This window comes from Streptomyces sp. CA-135486 (genome assembly GCF_050936555.1).
In the GTDB taxonomy this organism is placed as follows: domain Bacteria; phylum Actinomycetota; class Actinomycetes; order Streptomycetales; family Streptomycetaceae; genus Streptomyces.
In genome coordinates, this window is sequence record NZ_JBNJMM010000002.1 from 336,164 (window position 1) to 352,748 (window position 16,585).

General features: G+C 69.8%; 13 protein-coding genes and 2 pseudogenes. 12 read left to right on the top strand and 3 right to left on the bottom strand.

All coding sequences use genetic code 11. The features are described 5' to 3' along the window. Window positions 1-11: 11 nt before the first annotated feature. From recR to ACQEVG_RS20655, 10 genes and pseudogenes are all read left to right on the top strand, one after another. Window positions 12-611 (top strand): recombination mediator RecR, encoded by a 600-nt coding sequence (gene recR / locus ACQEVG_RS20610; protein ID WP_329280300.1) that lies wholly within the window; start codon window positions 12-14, stop codon window positions 609-611. Continuing rightward, entirely contained in the window at window positions 604-1,272 is a 669-nt protein-coding gene (locus tag ACQEVG_RS20615; RefSeq protein WP_432986086.1) for a DUF5063 domain-containing protein, read from the top strand. The genes recR and ACQEVG_RS20615 overlap by 8 nt, the downstream gene beginning before the upstream one ends. A 219-nt stretch (window positions 1,273-1,491) precedes the next feature. Then, window positions 1,492-2,763, top strand: coding sequence for an aspartate kinase (locus ACQEVG_RS20620; protein WP_432986088.1), 1,272 nt, complete (start codon window positions 1,492-1,494; stop codon window positions 2,761-2,763). After that, on the top strand, window positions 2,760-3,887 hold the full coding sequence (locus ACQEVG_RS20625) for an aspartate-semialdehyde dehydrogenase (protein WP_432986090.1): 1,128 nt from the start codon (window positions 2,760-2,762) through the stop codon (window positions 3,885-3,887). The genes ACQEVG_RS20620 and ACQEVG_RS20625 overlap by 4 nt, the downstream gene beginning before the upstream one ends. Window positions 3,888-4,226: 339 nt before the next feature. Beyond that, window positions 4,227-4,802 (top strand): SigE family RNA polymerase sigma factor, encoded by a 576-nt coding sequence (locus ACQEVG_RS20630; protein ID WP_432992770.1) that lies wholly within the window; start codon window positions 4,227-4,229, stop codon window positions 4,800-4,802. 71 nt (window positions 4,803-4,873) lie between these two features. Further along, window positions 4,874-5,908: a hypothetical protein gene (locus tag ACQEVG_RS20635; protein WP_432986092.1), complete on the top strand. Its 1,035-nt coding sequence runs from the start codon at window positions 4,874-4,876 to the stop codon at window positions 5,906-5,908. Window positions 5,909-6,293: 385 nt separating this feature from the next. Next, window positions 6,294-6,443 (top strand): annotated as a pseudogene (locus ACQEVG_RS20640) (sugar dehydrogenase); the annotation flags it as partial. A gap of 54 nt (window positions 6,444-6,497) precedes the next feature. Beyond that, window positions 6,498-7,838, top strand: a complete 1,341-nt coding sequence (locus tag ACQEVG_RS20645; protein WP_432986094.1) for an NAD(P)/FAD-dependent oxidoreductase — start codon at window positions 6,498-6,500, stop codon at window positions 7,836-7,838. Between the two features lie 90 nt (window positions 7,839-7,928). After that, window positions 7,929-9,425: a cytochrome ubiquinol oxidase subunit I gene (locus tag ACQEVG_RS20650; RefSeq protein WP_432986096.1), complete on the top strand. Its 1,497-nt coding sequence runs from the start codon at window positions 7,929-7,931 to the stop codon at window positions 9,423-9,425. Continuing rightward, the gene (locus ACQEVG_RS20655; RefSeq protein WP_432986098.1) at window positions 9,425-10,468 is read left to right on the top strand and encodes a cytochrome d ubiquinol oxidase subunit II; all 1,044 of its coding nucleotides are present in this window, start codon (window positions 9,425-9,427) and stop codon (window positions 10,466-10,468) included. Before ACQEVG_RS20650 ends, ACQEVG_RS20655 begins: the two co-directional genes overlap by 1 nt. 30 nt (window positions 10,469-10,498) lie before the next feature. Here ACQEVG_RS20655 and ACQEVG_RS20660 read toward each other — a convergent pair whose 3' ends face one another. After that, window positions 10,499-12,079: a GMC oxidoreductase gene (locus ACQEVG_RS20660; protein ID WP_432986100.1), complete on the bottom strand. Its 1,581-nt coding sequence runs from the start codon at window positions 12,077-12,079 to the stop codon at window positions 10,499-10,501. Between the two features lie 208 nt (window positions 12,080-12,287). Between ACQEVG_RS20660 and ACQEVG_RS20665 the strand changes: the two are divergent. Then, a pseudogene (locus ACQEVG_RS20665) lies at window positions 12,288-12,391 on the top strand (dihydrofolate reductase); the annotation flags it as partial. Window positions 12,392-12,420: 29 nt separating this feature from the next. Here the strand turns inward: ACQEVG_RS20665 and ACQEVG_RS20670 are convergent. Together ACQEVG_RS20670 and ACQEVG_RS20675 are read right to left on the bottom strand one after the other, a co-directional pair. Continuing rightward, window positions 12,421-13,365 (bottom strand): cyclase family protein, encoded by a 945-nt coding sequence (locus tag ACQEVG_RS20670; protein WP_432986102.1) that lies wholly within the window; start codon window positions 13,363-13,365, stop codon window positions 12,421-12,423. Between the two features lie 3 nt (window positions 13,366-13,368). Continuing rightward, a complete protein-coding gene (locus tag ACQEVG_RS20675) occupies window positions 13,369-15,189 on the bottom strand; it encodes a glycoside hydrolase family 15 protein (RefSeq protein ID WP_432986104.1) in 1,821 nt (606 codons plus the stop codon). Window positions 15,190-15,613: 424 nt separating this feature from the next. Between ACQEVG_RS20675 and ACQEVG_RS20680 the strand changes: the two genes are divergently transcribed. Further along, on the top strand, window positions 15,614-16,567 hold the full coding sequence (locus ACQEVG_RS20680; protein WP_432986106.1) for a DUF389 domain-containing protein: 954 nt from the start codon (window positions 15,614-15,616) through the stop codon (window positions 16,565-16,567). Window positions 16,568-16,585 lie beyond the last annotated feature (18 nt).

Sequence of the window (16,585 nt, forward strand, 5' to 3'; positions counted from 1 at the left end):
GAGGCGTTCCGTTGTACGAAGGCGTGGTTCAGGACCTCATCGACGAACTGGGCAGGCTGCCCGGCGTCGGTCCCAAGAGCGCGCAGCGGATCGCCTTCCACATCCTCCAGGCCGAACCCACCGACGTCCGCCGCCTCGCCCACGCACTCCTCGAGGTGAAGGACAAGGTCCGCTTCTGCGCGGTGTGCGGCAATGTCGCACAGCAGGAGCAGTGCAACATCTGCCGTGATCCGCGCCGTGACCTGACGGTCATCTGTGTGGTGGAGGAGCCGAAGGACGTCGTCGCGATCGAGCGGACCCGGGAGTTCCGGGGCCGCTACCACGTGCTCGGCGGGGCCATCAGCCCCATCGAGGGCGTCGGCCCCGACGACCTGCGGATTCGTGAGCTGCTGGCCCGCCTCGCGGACGGCACGGTCACCGAGCTGATCCTGGCCACGGATCCCAACCTGGAGGGCGAGGCCACCGCCACGTACCTGGCCCGCATGATCAAGCCGATGGGTCTGAAGGTCACGCGGCTGGCCAGCGGTCTGCCCGTGGGGGGAGACTTGGAATACGCCGACGAGGTCACGCTGGGACGTGCCTTCGAGGGGAGACGACTTCTCGATGTCTGACGCCATGCTGCACGCCACGAGCCAGAACCCGGACGATTTCGCGGTTCAGATCGCGGACTCGATCGAATCCTTCATCGTCGCGACCACGGAAGTCGCGAAGGGCGACGAGCCCGACAGCGCGGTGCCCTTCCTGCTGCTCGAGCTCTCCCAGCTGTTGCTGACGGGCGGCCGTCTGGGCGCGCACGAGGACATCGTCCCGGACGAGCGGTACGAACCGGACGCGGGCCCCGACGCGGACGTCGACGACCTGCGCGAGCGCTTCGCCGTGCTGCTCGACCCGGTCGACATCTTCAACGAGGTCTTCGACCCGTACGAGCCCCGCAGGGCCCCGGTCGCCTGCCGGGTCTCCGACAACCTCGCGGACATCGTCACGGATCTGCGCCACGGCCTGGCCCACTACCGGGCGGGCCGCACCACCGAGGCCCTGTGGTGGTGGCAGTTCTCGTACTTCTCCAACTGGGGCCCGACCGCGTCCGCGACGCTGCGCGCCCTCCAGTCGCTGGTCGCCCATGTCCGTCTCGACCAGCCGCTTCAGGAGCTGGACGGTCTGGACACGGACGAGGACCTGGCCGAGGAGGCGCTGGCGGAGGAGGCCGGCAAGGTCATGGTGGAGGAGATCGCGGGCCCGCTGGGCCTGCGCGCGGTCACCCGGGGCGCGTGAGGCAAGCGCGCACGCCGGGTGCGGTGTGAGCCGCCCCACACCTCGCGTAGCTCGGCCGACGGTGGGCAGAAGCCGATCCGAGCGGCCGTGGTCCTCCCTCATGATCACTGAGTGAGCGGGACATCTCACGATGTGACATCACAAGGGCGGAGTGCGGCCGCTCGTTAGACTGAGCCGACCGCAGTAATGACTGCAGTAAGAACCGAGCGAGGAGCGCACGTGGGCCTTGTCGTGCAGAAGTACGGAGGCTCCTCCGTTGCCGATGCCGAAGGCATCAAGCGCGTCGCCAAGCGGATCGTCGATGCCAAGAAGAACGGCCACCAGGTGGTCGTCGTGGTATCCGCGATGGGCGACACGACGGACGAGCTGATCGATCTCGCCGAGCAGGTATCCCCGATCCCTGCCGGGCGCGAATTCGACATGCTGCTGACCGCGGGAGAGCGGATCTCCATGGCCCTGCTGGCGATGGCGATCAAAAACCTGGGTCACGAGGCCCAGTCGTTCACCGGCAGCCAGGCAGGCGTCATCACCGACTCGGTCCACAACAAAGCGCGCATCATCGATGTGACGCCGGGCCGGATCCGTACCGCGCTCGACGAGGGCAATATCGCCATCGTCGCCGGCTTCCAGGGTGTGTCCCAGGACAAGAAGGACATCACCACCCTCGGTCGTGGCGGGTCCGACACCACCGCGGTCGCCCTCGCCGCCGCGCTGGACGCCGAGGTCTGCGAGATCTACACCGACGTCGACGGCGTCTTCACCGCCGACCCCCGGGTCGTGAAGAAGGCACAGAAGATCGACTGGATCGCCTTCGAGGACATGCTGGAGCTCGCCGCCTCCGGCTCCAAGGTGCTGCTGCACCGCTGCGTCGAGTACGCACGCCGATACAACATCCCGATCCATGTCCGCTCGTCCTTCTCCGGGCTGCGCGGCACCTGGGTCAGCAACGAGCCGCAAGGGGACCAGCAGGTGGAGCACGCCATCATCTCCGGAGTCGCCCACGACGTCTCCGAGGCCAAGGTCACGGTCGTCGGAGTGCCGGACAAGCCGGGCGAGGCCGCGGCCATCTTCCGTACGATCGCCAATGCCGAGATCAACATCGACATGGTCGTGCAGAACGTCTCGGCGGCCACCACCGCCCTGACCGACATCTCCTTCACCCTCCCCAAGACCGACGGCCGCAAGGCCATCGACGCCCTGGAGAAGGCGAAGGCTGCGATCGGCTTCGAGTCGCTGCGTTACGACGACCAGATCGGCAAGATCTCCCTCGTCGGTGCCGGCATGAAGACCAACCCCGGCGTCACCGCCTCGTTCTTCGAGGCGCTCTCCGACGCGGGCGTGAACATCGAGCTGATCTCCACCTCGGAGATCCGCATCTCGGTGGTCACCCGCGCCGACGACGTCAACGAGGCTGTGCGCGCCGTGCACACCGCCTTCGGCCTGGACAGTGACTCCGACGAGGCGGTCGTCTACGGAGGCACCGGACGATGAACCGTAAGCCGGCGCTCGCGGTCGTCGGAGCGACCGGAGCCGTCGGCGCGGTGATGCTCCAGATCCTGTCGCAGCACGCGGACGTCTGGGGCGAGATACGGCTCCTCGCCTCGCCGCGCTCGGCCGGCCGCAAGCTGGCCGTGCGCGGCGAGGAGTGTGAGGTCGTCGCGCTGAGCGAAGAGACCCTGACGGGGGTCGACGTCGCGCTCTTCCTCGTGCCGGACGAGGTCTCGGCGCAGTGGGCGCCGATCGCGGCGGCCAAGGGCGCCGTGGTGGTGGACAATTCGGGCGCCTTCCGGATGGACCCGGATGTGCCGCTGGTCGTCCCTGAGGTCAATCCGCATGCCGTACGGGTCCGCCCGCGCGGCATCGTCGCGAGTCCGCACGACACGACGCTGGCGATGATTCCGGCGGTGGGCGCTCTGCACGCCGAGTTCGGGCTGCGCGAACTGGTCGTCTCCTCCTATCAGGCCGTCAGCGGCGCGGGCCGGGACGCGGTCGCCGCGCTGCGTGCGCAGCTGTCGCTGGTCGCCGGTACGGAACTGGGCGAGAAGCCCGGAGACGTACGCCGTGCCGTGGGCGACGATCTCGGGCCCTTCCACGCCCCGCTGGCGCTCAATGTGGTGCCGTGGTCCGGGACGTTGCAGGACGGCGGCTGGTCGTCCGAGGAGCTGGGGCTGCGGGCCGAGACACGCAAGATCCTGGATCTGCCGGGGCTGCGGGTGGCGGCGACGTTCGTACGCGTACCGGTGATCACCACGCACTCGCTGGCGGTGCATGCGCGGTTCGAGGGCGAGGTCACGGTGGAGCGGGCGCACGAGATCCTGGCGACCTCGCCCGGTGTGGTGCTGTACGACAATCCGGCGGTGGGCGACTTTCCCACGCCCGCGGACGTGGTGGGGACGGATCCGACGTGGGTGGGGCGGCTCCGGCGGGCGCCGGACGACCCCTGTGCGCTCGATCTGTTCGTCTGCGGCGACAATCTCCGCAAGGGGGCCGCGCTGAACTCCGCTCAGATCGCGGAGGCGGTGGCCGCCGAAATCGGTCCGGCGACCCGGTCCGTGACCCGTCCCGCGAGCAATCCTGCAATCAATGCGGCACGGGGGCGGCACAGTACTTTGTAGGATCTGTGAACGCCCTGTGAGCAAGTCGAAGGTCTGTACCACTTGAACCGGGGTGCAAGGATGTTCGACGATTCGCTTCCCTCCTTTCTGCAACCGGTAGTTGGGTGGGGAGCGTCTTTGCGGTTGCCCCTTCACGGTGCCGCGAAATTGTGGCATTGGGGAAGAGCGGGTACGCATGAGGGCATTTGGAGCACCGTCAAAAACGGTGGCGTACGCGTACAACCCTGACGGGGGGAAGCGTGTCCAACAGGCGTGGCAGAGGTTCTCGACATCACCAGGGTGGTCCCGGTCCGTGGCGCTGCAGTGCGTCCGCTCCGCAGACCCCGCCCGTCCGGCGGCATGCCGGTGATCGCCCCGATGCCCGCGCCCCGCACCACCCGCATCCCGTCCCAGCGCGAGGGCGCTGAGGAAACCATGGCTGCGGGCACCACCGTCGATCACCTCACCGAGACCTACCGCGCCCACTACCGGTCGCTGCTCGGTCTCGCTGCCCTCCTCCTGGACGACACGGCCTCCTGCGAGGACGTCGTCCAGGAGGCGTTCATCCGCGTCCACTCGGCGCGGAACCGGGTGCGGGACCCGGAGAAGACCCTCGCCTATCTGCGTCAGACCGTGGTCAATCTGTCGCGGTCCGCGCTGCGCCGCCGCATTCTCGGACTGAAGCTGCTCTCGAAGCCGATGCCGGACATGGCGAGCGCCGAGGAGGGGGCGTACGACCAACTGGAGCGGGACGCGCTGATCAAGGCGATGCGCGGACTCCAGCGCCGCCAGCGCGAGGTGCTGGTGCTGAGGTACTTCGCCGATATGACGGAGGCTCAGGTCGCGGAGACCTTGAGCATATCTCTGGGCTCGGTGAAGGCGTACGGCTCACGGGGTATCGCGGCGCTGCGTGTCGCCATGGAGGCGACGGCATGAGCGGGCACAGGCACAGGTTTGAGCGGTACGGGCCGGACGGGCCGTTTGACGACCGGACTGGGAACGGAATTGTGAACAACGGGCCGGAAAATGAGCTGGGCGGCCTCGGAGGCCTCGGCGGGGACGAAGACGCCCTGCGCCGACTACTGCAGGGAGCCGTGCAGGACCTCGCGCCCTCCGAAGGCGCCCTCGACCATCTGCGAAGGGCGGTCCCCGCGCGGCGCGCCCGCAAAAGGCAGGCGATCGTCGGTGCGGCGGCCGCGGTGCTGCTGATCGGCACCGCCGTCCCCGCCTTCGTCCATGTCGCGAACTCCAGCGGCAGCGACAGCGCCAACCCCGTCAACGCCGGACACGGCGAACAGGCACAGGGCGGCACCGGGTCCGAGACGAGTGCCGACGGCGGCGCCGAGGGAACGGACAATCCCTGGGGCGGCGGCCAGGGCACCGCTCAGGACCAGGGCGGTGCGTCGCAGGCGCCGGAGAAGTCGACCGGCAACCCGGTCGGCACGGCGGGCGGGGTGGTCAATCCCCCGGGCACGGCGGCCGCGAGTTCACCGGCCTGCGCCGCCGACCAGCTCGGCGTCACCTCGGTGCAGGCGGCCAAGCCGGACGCCGAGGGCAAGGTGTACGGCACCTTCCGCATCGCCAATGTCTCCAAGACCGACTGCGCAGTCGGCGGCGACGGCACGGTCGGCTTCCAGGCGCTGGGCGCGGCCGACCCCGCCAAGATCAGTGTGGTCGGCCACACGGCGGGCGACGCGGCGACCGGACTGCCCGCCCCCTCGCAGGAGTCGAGCGCGCTGCTGCTGAAGCCGGACGCGGCGTACGAAGTGAAGTTCGCGTGGGTGCCGAAGGACACCTGCCCGACCACCGGCGCCTCGCCCGACCCGACGCCCTCGCAGGGCGGCTCATCGGGTACGAGCACCGGCACGGGCACGTCGGAGAACACCGAGCCCCAGCTCGCTGCGGAGGACGGCGGCGGCACGGCGGACGGCAGCGTCACTGTGAACCACGTTGCGGAGCCGGGCGCACCGACGGCGGAGACGACAATCCCGAACGCGTGCGCGGGCACGATCTACCGCACGGGCGTGCTGAGCGCGCAGTAGCAGCGGCGGAAATCAGGCCCCTCTCCCCTGGCATCCGGAGCAGTGCAGCCGGGTCAGCAGCAACCACAAGGCCCAGGGAAGCCTGGTCGCCCGAGCGCGGGACATGACCGCAGGAGGGGCCAGGGAGGGTCCGGGGCAGCTTGTAGCCCGACCGTGTGACCTGCCCGGCCGAAATGGGGCAGCGTGGCGTGCCGGTCTGTCCCGTCCGCGGCGCGGAGTGCTTTCGTCTGGGGGCCGGGTGTGCGACGGCTCCTGCGTCTGTCCGGGCGGGAAGGGCGACTCCCGGTCTTCTCCGTGCGCCTCGCCCGTTCACTGAGGGCGTGACGTCCGAAACGCCGAAGGAGAGGGCGTCGTGGCAGGCAGTGCCGACGAGAACCGTGGGGCGATGTCCGCGCAGCTGCTCAAGGGCCGGAAGGCGCTGGTGACCGGTGCCAACTCGGGCATCGGCGAGGCGACCGTCCTTGTGCTGGGCCGGGCCGGAGCGGACGTGGTGATGAACCACGTCGTCGGTGCGGAGAGGGCCAGGAAGGTTGTCGTCGACGGCGGAATGACGCTCTTTCCCGGCTTCGCCACCGGAGGCTGATCTCCGATGCAGGATCACGTCACGCCCCGCCGGGTGGTGATCCTCGGCGGGGGGTTCGCCGGGCTGTTCGCCGCCCGCGCCCTACGCAGGTCGCCGGTCGCCGTGACCGTGGTCGACCGCTGCGCACACCACCTTTTCCAACCGCTGCTCTACCAGTGCGCCTCCGGAATCCTGTCCGAGGGCCAGATCGCCCAACCGCTCCGCGCGGTCCTGCGTCGTCACCACAACGTGAGGTGCCTGCTCGCCGAAGCCACCGACGTAGATGCCGACGCCCGGCTGGTCCACGCCCGGCGACCCGATGGCGGTGCTGTCGAGCTGCCCTACGACGATCTGATCGTCGGGGTCGGCATGCGCCAGTCCTACTTCGGGCACAACGAGTTCGCCGCGCACGCCCCCGGCATGAAGACCCTGGACGACGCGCTGGACATCCGCCGACGGCTCTACCTGGCGTTCGAGATGGCCGAAGCGGCCGCGGACGACCGGGAACGGCAGCAGTGGCTCACCTTCGCGCTCGTCGGCGGCGGGCCGACCGGCGTCGAACTCGCGGGACAGATCCGGGAGATCGCCGGCCACACGCTCGACCGGGAGTTCCAGACGATCGACTCCGCCCGGGCCCGGGTGCTGCTCTTCGAGGGGTCCGACGAGGTGCTGGGCGCGTTCGGCCGCCCATTGGCCCACCGTGCGGCCCGCACCCTGCGGAGCCTCGGCGTGGAGCTCCATCTGGGCACGAAGGTCACCGACGTCGACGCGCACGGCCTGACGGTACAAGACCAGGACGGTGCGACCACCCGGTTCGAAGCCCGCACCGTGCTGTGGACAGCCGGCGTCGAGGCGCCGCCCATCGCCGCCGCGCTGGCCCGGGCAACCGGCGCCACCCAGGACCGGGCCGGACGCATCGTCGTCGAACCCGACCTCACCGTCACCGGCCACCCGGAGATCCGCGTCACGGGCGATGTGATGAGCCTGAACAAGCTGCCGGGCCTGGCCGAGGTCGCCATGCAATCGGGCGCATACGCCGGCCGGGTCGTGCGCCACGCGGTGGAGGGCAGGATGAAGCAGCCGAAGCCCTTCACGTACCTGGATCTCGGCAGCGCCGCCTACATCTCCCGCGGCCGGGCCGTCGTCAAGGCCGGCCCGCTGCACCTGTCGGGCGCGATCGGCTGGTTCGCCTGGCTCTTCATCCACCTGGCCTTCCTCACCGGTTTCCGCAGCAGGCTGGGAGCGGTGCTCAGCTGGTCCGTCTCCTTCGCCACCAGTTCGCGACGCGAGCGCGCCTTCACCATGCCCGACACCGATGCGGCGGCCACCGGCCCGCCCGAGCCGAAGGCGCCCCCGCCGCATCCCTGACAACGGCCTCGGCCCTTCCCGGCCGCCCCCTCCGCACCCTGTCCCTCCTCAGCCCCGCCCCCCTCACAGGGGCAGACCACCGAGGCGCACATGCTCAGCACAGCGGCCCTGCTGGCGAACACCCCGGCTCAACTCCTGCCGGCTCGCGAGCTGATGGCCTTCACCCTGGCCTCGCACATCCTGCTGGTCCCGTTCGGGGTGGCACTGCCGTTCATCACGCTGCTGATGCATCACCGGGCGCTGCGCCGCAACGACGCCGTCGCCCTTCAGCTCGCGCGGCGCTGGTCGGCGGTGATGGCTGTCCAGTTCGCCATCGGCGTCGTCACCGGCACCGTGCTGTCCTTCGAGCTCGGTCTGCTCTGGCCCGGCATGATGGGCCGCTGGGGCGACGTCTTCGGCCTCGGGTTCGGCGTCGAGGCCTGGGCGTTCTTCCTGGAGGCCGTCCTGATCGCGATCTACCTCTACGGCTGGCGCCGGCTCAAGCCCTGGACGCACTTCTGGCTGGCCGTACCGCTGCCGCCGGCCGCCCTCATGGGGGCGTTCGGCATCATCGCGGCCAACTCCTGGATGAACACCCCGCAGGGGTTCCGCCTCGATGCCCAGGGCAATCCCGTCGACGTCAATGTGCGGCAGGCTGTCTTCACACCGATCTTCGGCCCGGAGTACTGGCACTTCGTGGTCGCGATGTTCATGACCGCCGGCTACCTGGTCGCCGGCGTGTACGCGGTCGGCTGGCTGCGGGGACGCCGCGACCGATACCACCGGCTCGGCTTCACGCTGCCGTTCACGGTCGCCGCGATCCTCACACCGGTCCAGTTCATGCTCGGCGACTCCGCTGCCCGAGCCGTCTTCCACAAGCAGCCGATCAAGTTCGCTGCCACGGAGATCGTATGGAAGACCGACACTCACGTACCGGAGTACATGTTCGGGCGTCTGCATCCCGACGGGACAACCTCCGGCGGACTCAGGATTCCCCAGCTGGACTCGATCCTCGCCGGTTTCAGCCCGGACACCAAGGTAACGGGCCTGTCGTCGGTCGCCGCGAGTGACCGCCCCACGGCGACTCAGGCCACCATCGCCCACTGGGCCTTCGACATCATGGTCACCGTCGGCAGCGTGCTCATCCTGCTCGCGCTCTGGTACGCCTGGTCCTGGCTGCGGCATCGGGACCTCCCTCGCAGCCGTTGGTTCTTCCGCTGCGCCGCAGTCGCGGGAGCTGCGTGCCTGGTCACCGTGGAGTGCGGCTGGATCACCACGGAGGTCGGCCGCCAGCCCTGGATCGTCTACAACCACATGAGGGTCTCGGAGGCGGTGACCGCCACCCGCGCCGGCTCGCTGTGGACGATGCTCGGCATCGTCATGGCCGTGTACGTGGCCGTTTTCGCGGGGTTCCTCGCGATCGTCCTGAAGATGCGAACTCGCTGGCGCATCGCCGACGAGGGCTCGGCCGCCGCGCGCGCCGCACTGCCCCCTGAGACCGACACCCCCTACGGGCCCAGAAGCGAGCCCGAGCCCGCAGCCGCCGAGCCCGCAGCCGCCGGGGCCGCGCTCGGTGGCGGGTCCGACCGCACCTCTGGCGGTGCGTGATGATGGCTGATCTCATCGCCTGGGTGATGGTGCTCGCGATCGCCGCCTACGCCTCTGCGGGGGGTACCGACTACGGGGCGGGCTTCTGGGACCTCTTGGCCGGAGGGGCGGAACGGGGCGAGCAGCCGCGCCGGCTGGTCGACCACGCCATGGCACCGGTCTGGGAGGTCAACAACGTCTGGTTGATCTTCGTCCTGGTCATCATGTGGACCGGCTTCCCGACGATGTTCCAGGCCGTCTTCTCCGCGATGTGGCTGCCGCTCGCCCTCGCCGCCGTCGGTCTGGTGCTCCGTGGCGCCGGATTCGCCCTGCGCAAGCCGTCCCGCCGCCTGGCCCAACGACGGATCTGCGGTGCGGTGTTCGCCGTCTCCTCGCTGGTCACGCCGTTCTTCCTCGGAGCCGTGCTCGGCGGCATCGCCTCCGGCCGGGTCGCCGTCGGCACGACGGCCTCCGCGGACGCCTGGGCCAACCCGGTCTCCGTCCTCACGGGTCTGCTGGCCATCGCCTCCAGCGCCTTCCTCGGGGCGGTGTTCCTCTGCTCCGACGCCCGGCGCTTCGGCGCGGAGGGCCTCATCGACTACTTCCGCCTGCGGGCGCTGCTCGCCATCGGCGCCGTCGTCGTCCTCGCACTCATCGGCCTGCCCGTCACCCACAACGGCGCCCGGTACGTCTGGAAGGGCCTCACCGGGGGCCTGGGCCTGCTCCTGATCATCCTGGCCGCGGTCTGCGGTCTGGCCACGGTGCTGCTTCTGGTGCGCCGGTCCTTCGGCTGGTCCCGCTACACCTCGGTGGCGAGCGTCGCCCTGACCGTCGGCGCCTGGGGCTTCGCGCAGCGGCCCTACCTGCTGCCCACCTCGCTGACGGTGGCCCAGGCGGCCGGCGCCGCTCACACACTGCGCTGGCTGGCGCTCGTCACGGTCATCGCGATCGTGCTGGTCGGCCCGGCGCTGGTGCTGCTCTACCGGCTCGACACCATGGGTGAGCTGGAGCCGCTCACCGACGCCGACACCCGGGCGGCCAGAACATCCGGGGACAACCTGTAACGGCGCTCCGTCGCCGCGTGCGACACCCCGTCAGCGCAGCCGGGCGGCGATGTGGTCACCGACCCGCAGGGCGTTGGCGATGGCGGTCAGTGACGGGTTCACCGCGCCGATGCTGGGGAAGAAGCTGGTGTCCACGACGTAGAGGTTGTCGAGATCGTGGGCCTTGCAATCGACGTCAAGGGCCGAACTCTTCGGGTCGTCGCCGAATCGCACGGTGCCGGCCTGGTGAGCGGTGGCGCCGATCGGCATGCCCTTGTGCAGGTAGATGCTGTGCGACAGCAGGTGGTGCTCGTGCATGCCCAGGTGCCCGAGCATCTTCTGCAGCTTGTGCTGGAGGCGCTTGAGACCGGCCATGTTGTTCTTCTCGTCCAGGGCCAGATGGATGGCGTCGTCCTTGTCGAGGGTGACGCGGCTCCCGGGCAGCGGGAGGTCCTCCCCGCACAGCCAGAAGTCGACGGCGTGGTGCGCCAGTACCTCGAACGGCATGTCGGGCGAGACCGCGCCGGCCCAGCGCGGCGCCTCGCCGTGGATCTGGTCGGCGTCCGACTTGCCGAGCATCTGGATGCCGCCGAGGGGGTAGTCCCAGTCGTCCGCGCCCAGGTACCAGTCGTGCAGCGCCAGGGTCTTCTGGAACTTGGTGGGGTTCGGTTCCTTCGACACCGCCATCAGCGCCAGGTTGTTGTGACGCATGTAGTGGCGCCCCACCACGTCCGAGCTGTTGGCCAGGCCGCCGGGGTGCTTGTCGTTCGCCGAACGGAGCAGCAGGACAGCGGAGTTGACCGCGCCACAGGCGACGACCACGATGTCGGCGCCGAATCCCTCGGTCGTTCCGTCCGCCAGTTCGGCGACGACCCTGGTGACGGTGCGTCCGGTCGCGTCGGTCTCCAGATGCCGCACGTTGGCGCCCGTCACCATCGTGACGTTGTCGTGCTTCAGCGCCGGGTCGACGCAGATCACCTGTGCGTCGGACTTGGCGCCCACCAGGCAGGGGAAGCCGTCGACCCGGTCGCAGCGGATGCAGACGCTGTCATGGGTGGCCCGGCCGTTCTCGTCCTGGGTCAGGTTCACGCCGATGGGCAGGTGGAAAGGGTGCAGTCCCCTCTTCTCCAGGTCGTCGCTGAGCTGCTGGATGCGCGGCTCGTGCTCCACTGGAGGATGCGGATACTGTCCGCCGGCCGGACCCTCGGTCGGATCCTCGCCATGCCTCCCGTGCACAAGGTAGAGCTGCTCCGCCTGCGTGTAGTACGGCTCCAGGTCCTCGTAGTGGATCGGCCAGGCCGGTGAGATACCGTCGTGGTGGCGCAACTCGCCGAAGTCCTCGGGCCGGAGCCGGAAGAGCGCGGCGCCGTAGAACTTGGTGTTGCCCCCGACGTAGTAGTTGACCTCCGGGGGGAACTGGTTGCCGTGCTTGTCGTACCAGAACTCGGGGGCACGGTACTTGCCCTTGACGAAGACGGCGGTGGAGTCCCAGTTGGCCCGCTCCCGGGGCAGGTAGTCGCCGCGCTCCAGGATCAGGACCCGCTTGCCGGTGGGGGCCAGCCGGTGGGCGAGCGTACCGCCGCCCGCTCCCGTACCGATGACGATGACGTCGTAGTGGTGATCGTCGGCCATGCGAAGGTCCCGTTCTAGGAGTCGTTGGCTGTCCTGGCCGTAGCGCCCGTCTGGAGGACCCGCTGTGCCGCACTGTGCCGGACGCACGCCCGCACAATCGGGCACATCCGAGCCAATGTGGAAGCTATCGGGCGGTTCCGGCAGCGGCGACCCGACGGGAGCTGAACAGGTGCCTGTTCACCCGATTGCCCGCACGGCGCTCGCCGCCTCGGCCCTCGACGTCACCGACCCCGGGCCGCTCCCGGCCGGGCATCCGCTCCGGCACGCGCCCACACGCTGATCAGCCCACACGGCGGAGGCGACAGCTCAGCCGGCCCTGACCTGGGGCCGGGCCCGAGACGTCACAGTACGGCGATCGGGTTGACCGGTGAGCCGGTGGCGTCCGGGAGCCGCAGCGGGGCGATCACGCAGAGGAACGACCAGCGCCCCTCCGCCTCGCAGACCGGCGCCAGGTCCTCGAACTGCAGGTAGTCCAACAGGTGAAGGCCCATGGCGTGGACCGCCAGCACATGCACGGGGAAGTCGACGCCCTCGGTGGAACTCGGGGCTGTGTCGTTGTTCCCGTCGCCGCCCAGCACGGCGACCCGCCGGTCCGCCAGGAACTCCAGCGCGGACGGATGGAGCCCGGCCCGCAGTTGTGCCGCGTGCCACGCTCCCAGTTCGGCGCGGCGGCGGCGGTGGCCGACCCGGACGAACAGAAGGCCGCCCTCGGTCACGCGGACGTCCTGGGCGGTCTCGGCCGCGGTGAGGTCGTCGGCGGTCACGTGATCACCGGGTTCGAGCCACGGCACACCGCGCAGCCGCGGGATGTCCAGCAGCACGCCGCGTCCGACAATCCCGTCGCGAGCCGCCTCGATGGAGAGCGCCGTGGCTCCGCCCGCCGTGACGCTGCTCGCGGCCACTCCGCCGTGCAGCGTGCCGTCGTAGATCACGTGGCACAGGGCGTCGATGTGGCTGTCGGCGTCGCCGTGCACATTCATCGCGAAGCTGTCCCTTGCGAAGTGGAGCCCGCTCGAAGCGTCTTGTTCCGGCTGCCCGCTCATCCGGTGCTTCGCGGGCTGTGGATTGTCCGGACCGGGCACTGTCTCCACCGGCGCGGCGAGCGTGACCGTCCGGCCGGTCCGCACCTCGCGGGTGGCGGCCAGCACCCGGGCAGGAGTGAGTGCGTTCAGAGCACCCCGCTCGCCCTCGGCCCAAGCGGCGCGCGAGACCAGGCGCTGGTACAGCACGCCGAACTCGGCCGCGGTCAGTCGTGGCGGTCCTGCAGGACGGGCATGCGTGACCATGGGTCAGCGCCCCTCCTCCGCGTCGAGCGCCTTGTCGAGGGTGATGGCCGCCATGATGAGCGACAGATGGGTGAACGCCTGGGGGAAGTTGCCCAGTTGCTCCCCGCTCGGACCGACCTCCTCGGCGAACAGCCCGACGTGGTTGGCGTAGGTCTGCATCTTCTCGAAGGTGTAGCGGGCCTGGGAAAGCCGCCCCGCCCGGGCCAGCGCGTCGACGTAGAGGAAGGTACACAGACTGAAAGTGCCCTCCGAGCCGCGCAGCCCGTCCGGCGATGCCTCCGGGTCGTAGCGGTAGACGAGGCTGTCGGAGACGAGCTTGCGGTCCATCGCGTCGAGCGTGGAGAGCCAGGCCGGGTCCTTCGGGGCGATGAACTCGACCCGCGGCATGAGCAGCAGGGAGGCGTCCAGGACGTCGCCGCCGTAGCGCTGGACGAAGGCGCCTTCCTTGTCGCTCCAGCCGCGTTCCATGACCTGTTCGAGGATGGCGTCCCTGGCGCTGCGCCACTTCTCCAGGTCGGCCGGCCTGCGGAAGTGCTCGGCCAGGCTCAGCCCTTGGTCGAAGGCGACCCAGGACATCACCCGGCTGTAGGTGAAGTCCTGGCGACCGCCGCGAGTCTCCCAGATGCCCTCGTCCGGCCGGTCCCAGGCGTCGGCGAACCAGTCCAACGTCCTGGTCAGCGCCTTCCACCCCCGGTAGTTGGCCTGCTGCCCGATCCCTCGGCCCTGGGACAGCGCGTAGAGGACCTCGCCGTAGATGTCCAGCTGGAGCTGGTCGGCGGCGCCGTTGCCGATGCGGACAGGGGAGGAGCCGCGGTATCCCTCGAAGTGATCGAGTGTCTCCTCCGGCAGGTCGGGGCTGCCGTCGATCCGGTACATCGTCTGGAGCGGTTCTTCCTCCTTGCCCTCGCGCTCATGCAGCCTGTCCACGAGCCAGTGGACGAAGGCGGTGGCCTCCTCGACGAAGCCGAGGTCCAGCATCGCCCGCACGGACAGCGCGCCGTCGCGTACCCAGGTGAACCGGTAGTCCCAGTTGCGCTCTCCGCCGATCTGCTCGGGCAGGCCCATGGTGGCCGCCGCGATCAGCGCGCCGGTGGGGGCGTAGGTGAGGAGCTTGAGGGTGATGACCGAGCGGTGCACCAGCTCGGGCCAGCGGCCCCGGTAGCGGGACTGGCGCAGCCAGTGCTGCCAGAAGCGGGCGGTCTCCTGGACCTGTGCGGTGACCCCGTCGGCGGTGGGGCGTGCGGGCGCCTCGCCGCCGGACGCGCAAACGGTGAACACTGCGCCGCCGACTTCGCCGGCGCGGAGCGTCACTCTGCCACGTACGTCCTGGCCGTCCTGCTCCAGCGGGAAGGTGCTGTGCAGGTGCGCGTCGATCCCGGGGGCCCGGAACAGGCCGTCGTTCTCGCCGAGCTCGAGTGTGTGCTTGGCCCGGCCGTAGTCGAAGCGCGGCCGGCACTCGAGTACGAAGTCGACGGTACCCCGCACGGCACGCACCACGCGGACCAGGGTGTGACGGTCGGTGGCGGTGCGGGTCTGGTCCGGCGGCATGAAGTCGACCACCTCGCCCACGCCGTCGGACGACATGAATCGGGTCACCAGAATGGCCGTGTCGGGGTAGTAGAGCTGTTTGCAGGCCGCGTGGGGATTCTCGGGGGCCAGCCGCATGTACCCGCCGCCGTCGTGGTCGAGCAGGGCGGCGAAGATGCTGGGCGAGTCGAACCGGGGAGCGGCGAACCAGTCGACGACGCCCTGTGACGAGATGAGCGCCGCGGTCTGCAGGTCGCCCACCAGGCCGTGCTCGGCGATGGGAGGGTAGCGGTCCATAGCTGCTCCGACGCTCGGAAGACGCCCCCTACGCCCCACTATCCGACCAGACGCTCGCCCTCGCCACGTCGAGGCGGTCGACGAGCGCTCGCCCTTGCCACGTCGAGGCGGTCGACGAGCGCTCGCCTTTGCCACGTCGAGGCGGTCGACGAACACTCGCCCCACGGCCGTCGGCGACGACAGTCCGCGGGCCGGCACCCTTACGGCGCGACGGCGACCTGCCGCAGGCCCGCCGCAGCCGGGGCCTCGGCCGGGCACCCGAAGCGACCGTGGCCGCTGGAGCCGAGTGCCTCACTCGGCTTGCTGACCGTCCTTCCGGCGGGCGTTACTGGCTGGGAATTGCCGGGCGCAGGTGGCCCCTGGCCCGGTGCACGGGCGCTGCCGCGCCTCGGTACGGCCGCCGGCCGGGCGATGGAGGTTGCGCATGGAGATGATCCACCTCCGAGTGGTGAGCCCCCCTGATCTCACTCCCCGTGCGGTCGGGTTGCTGACCGACGACCGCTATGTCTTCAATCTGGTCGTCCTTCCCCAACTGGCGCACAACCCCGACGGAGACGCGGTCGAGTGCGACATCCTGGCAGGCGCGGCCAACGCCGTGCTGCGTGGGCTGCGCGAGCTGGAAATCGACCGCCGGGGATCCATCGTCATCGAGCCGGTCGAAATGGCCCTCTCCGGCACAGCGGCAGAGGCGGAGCAGAAGCAGCTCGGGGCGCTCGCGCACGCGCCGGTCTGGGAGGAGGTGGAAGCGCGCATTCGCGCAGAGGGCACCTATCTGCCGAGCTTCTACGTCTACCTGGTCATCGCAGGCGTCATCGGGGCGGTGGGAATCATCACCAACTCCCAGATCCTGATCGTCGCGGCGATGGTCGTCGGACCGGAGTACGGTGCCATCACCAGCGTCGCGCTGGGCATCGACCGTGGTAACGGCACCAGGATCCGGCAGGGCCTGTTCGCCCTGACCGCAGGATTCCTGCTGGCCATCGTGGTGACCTTCTTGTTCTCGAGGGCGATCCGGGGCCTCAGCCTTCAACCCAAGGCATTCGAGCTGGGCATCAGGCCGGTCTCCACGCTGATCAACACCCCCGGCTTCTTCTCCGTCGTTGTTGCGGTGCTGGCCGGCATCGTCGGGATCGTGTCTCTGACCCAGGCCAGGACGAGCGCGCTGCTCGGCGTCTTCATCTCGGTCACCACCATCCCGGCCGCCGCCGACATCGGCGTCTCCTGCGCGTTCTCCAGCTGGAGCCAGGCGCGCGGCTCCCTGGCCCAACTCCTGCTCAACATCGTGCTGCTGATCGTGGTGGGCGTGCTGATGCTCAGATTCCAACGGGCTGTCTGGCGGCACATCGGCCGACGCAGCGGGCGCTCGGGCGGCAGGTGAAGCCGTCGTCCCGTTCGG